Source organism: Paraclostridium benzoelyticum (assembly GCF_001006285.1).
In the GTDB taxonomy this organism is placed as follows: Bacteria; Bacillota; Clostridia; order Peptostreptococcales; family Peptostreptococcaceae; genus Paraclostridium; species Paraclostridium benzoelyticum.
In genome coordinates this window covers 1-2,811 of the sequence record NZ_LBBT01000275.1, presented here as the reverse complement: position 1 = coordinate 2,811, position 2,811 = coordinate 1, and the positions used below count along the sequence as shown (strand labels likewise).

The 2,811-nt window shown below is 24.0% G+C and carries 4 protein-coding genes; 3 read left to right on the top strand and 1 reads right to left on the bottom strand.

All coding sequences use genetic code 11. The features are described 5' to 3' along the window. The first annotated feature begins 21 nt into the window (after positions 1-21). From VN21_RS18735 to VN21_RS14060, 3 genes are all read left to right on the top strand, one after another. Complete coding sequence (locus tag VN21_RS18735; protein ID WP_161794408.1) at positions 22-198, top strand: hypothetical protein; 177 nt, start codon at positions 22-24, stop codon at positions 196-198. 71 nt (positions 199-269) lie between these two features. Continuing rightward, complete coding sequence (locus VN21_RS17940; RefSeq protein WP_152650822.1) at positions 270-1,622, top strand: GGDEF domain-containing protein; 1,353 nt, start codon at positions 270-272, stop codon at positions 1,620-1,622. Positions 1,623-1,696: 74 nt separating this feature from the next. Beyond that, on the top strand, positions 1,697-1,960 hold the full coding sequence (locus VN21_RS14060) for a hypothetical protein (protein WP_046823817.1): 264 nt from the start codon (positions 1,697-1,699) through the stop codon (positions 1,958-1,960). A gap of 213 nt (positions 1,961-2,173) precedes the next feature. Here the strand turns inward: VN21_RS14060 and VN21_RS14055 are convergent, their stop codons facing one another. After that, positions 2,174-2,752, bottom strand: a complete 579-nt coding sequence (locus tag VN21_RS14055; protein WP_046823816.1) for a beta-class carbonic anhydrase — start codon at positions 2,750-2,752, stop codon at positions 2,174-2,176. Positions 2,753-2,811 lie beyond the last annotated feature (59 nt).

Here is a 2,811-nt window from a genome sequence, read left to right as displayed (position 1 = left end):
AAAGAATCTATGGGGTGATTTATGAATTTTAAAATTAAGAAAAACTATATAATAGTATTTGCATCTGCATTAGTATTATTGATTTTTATAGCAAAATTAAATAATTTAAATAATTTTAAAAAGGAAGAAAAAATAAAAATTCAAAATGTAAAAATTCTTATACAAAATGGGAATTATGATGTAGCGGAAAAAAATTAGAGCAAATTGAAAAAAATAAAAAAATATTTAACCGATTAGACAAATCAGATAAGTTTGATGTATACAATTATTTGGGAATTATAAATACGTTTCAAGGAGAAACTGTAAGTGCAATACTTATGTATGAAAAAGCCAAAAAATATGTAAGTAAAGAAAATAAATATAAAGTGGAAATAAATTCTTCTATAGCATATAGACATATAGGTGAATATATAAAAAGTGCTGAATCTCTTATAAAAATAATAAACTCATTTAATGAAAACAAAACTGAAAATGCTAGAATAAAAACTTATGCATTATTAAATTTAGCAGAAATTTACTTTCAAGTTGGAAGTATGGATGAATACAGTATAATTTTATCTAAAATTGAGCCATTCATTGATTATTTACCTAAATCTCATAAAGATGATTTACTAATAATGTATTATTCAGATTTGATAATAAAGGAACTAAATAAAAAGGATTTTAATAAAGTTGATTTTTACTTTAAGAAAATAGATAAACTGGAAAAAGGAAATGAAATTGTTCAATATACAGAAAGTAAAATGTTAAAGGCTAGAGCATATGCATTATTTTTTAAAGAAACACCAGATACTGATAAGACTATTGAATACTTTGAGCAATTAGAGGATTATGGAAAAAAAGAAGGGGATACATATATATGCCAATTTTCTATAAAGGAAAGGATAGAAATTTATAAAAAGTTAAAAAACCAGGATGGATATAATAAATTAGTACAAAAATTTTATAAGAATGAATTGGATATGTCAAAAATAAACAATAAGCAATATGAATTTCATTTGAATAACAAGATTAAAGAAGAAGAAGAAATAAGTATTATGAAAAAGACGAGTACATTAATAATTATTAGCAATTTATTTTTAATTGGAATTATTATATTAGTGTATAAAAAGATGAAAAAATCTAAATATGAATCGATGAAAGACCCATTGTGTAATGTTTATAATAGACGATACTTAGAATTATATAAAAAAAATGTAAAAAGCAGAGACATTCCAATATCGATATTGATGATAGATGTAGATTATTTTAAGTTATACAATGATAACTATGGACATCAATGTGGGGATGAAGTTCTAAAATCTATATCAGAAGTTCTAAAAAGCAGTTGTAGAAAAAGCGATATGATATTTAGATATGGTGGAGAAGAATTTTGTATCGTTCTTAAAAATACTATAAAAAAAGAATCTATGTTTTTTGCAGAAAGAATACTTAAAAATATTTCAGATAAAAAGATAAAGCATCAATATTCAAAAGCAAGTAATTATATTAGTCTAAGTATAGGCATTTCAACAATATATTCAAATAAAGATATAAGAAATGCTATAAATTTAGCAGATCAAGCATTGTATATATCGAAGGAAAATGGTAGAGATAAATATACGCACATAGAAGATATATAATTAAAATAATAAAGTGATATTAATAGCTTTTAATAAATATAATTTATTAAAAGCTTTATTATATGGAGGTATATATGAGGATAGTTTCAAAGCCCGCAAAATCAAAAAGAGCAAGTATAAGCAATATACCTAATACTTTTGCATTTACATTTATTAGAAATTGGCTTTCGGATAAACAATATGAAAAAGAAAGAGAAGAGTATTTTATAGGAAATTTATCATCTCAAGAAGTGAGTTTAGCTATGAAGGAGATTAAGTGGCTTTCAAGAAATTTTAAAGATTTAGATATAATAAGTATTGAAGACAGTAGTGGAAACATAACTCAAGTAATACTTTAAAAAAAGAAGACACCTAAAAGATGTCTTCTTTTTTTCTTATATAGAAAGTCATATATAAGATATTTTTAACAAACAAATAAAATAAAACAAAGTCAGGAGTATGATATTTTATATATCACACAATGTTCATGTATTAAAAATATAATGAACACTTTTATTATATTCCTAATGTTAAAATTTGTAAATGGTAAAAAATCTAATGATTTTATGTAGTTATTTGTTTTTATAACCGTCTACAATTATAGATATTTCACCTGTACTAGGAGACATAACTAAGCCATGAACTATCATGTCTTTTGGTGTTAAAGGATGCTTTTTAACCATCTTAACGCTATCTATTATAGAATCCTCTACAGACTCGAATCCATGAAGCCATTTTTTCACCTCAATTCCTGAGTTAGAAAGAGTATTTATTGTTTCAATTGATACACCTTTATTTATAATTTTATTTATAAGATTTTCTGTGTTTAGGTTACACATGCCACATCCCTCATGCCCTACTATGAGAACTTCATCGACTTCAAATTCGTAAATAGCAACTATGATACTTCTCATTATACTTCCGAAAGGATGTAAAACAGTAGCACCTGCATTTTTTATTATTTTAGCATCTCCATTTTTTAAGTTCATAGCCTTTGGAAGTAAATCTGTAAGCCTTGTGTCCATACAAGATAATATAACTATTTTCTTATCAGGATCTTTAGATGTCTCATATTTTTCATACTCTTTATTTTGAATAAAAGCTCTGTTAAAATCTAATATTTTATCTAATTTTCTATTTTCTATACTCATATTCATATACTCCCTTATTAACTAGATTTATTTTTAATAATTTTATATCATATAAAATT

What these genes read in the sequence shown, in the direction of transcription:
- VN21_RS18735 (WP_161794408.1), top strand. Translation starts at nt 22, where the DNA reads ATGAATTTTAAAATTAAGAAAAACTATATAATAGTATTTGCATCTGCA.
- VN21_RS14060 (WP_046823817.1), top strand. Translation starts at nt 1,697, where the DNA reads ATGAGGATAGTTTCAAAGCCCGCAAAATCAAAAAGAGCAAGTATAAGC.
- VN21_RS14055 (WP_046823816.1), bottom strand. Translation starts at nt 2,752, where the DNA reads ATGAGTATAGAAAATAGAAAATTAGATAAAATATTAGATTTTAACAGA.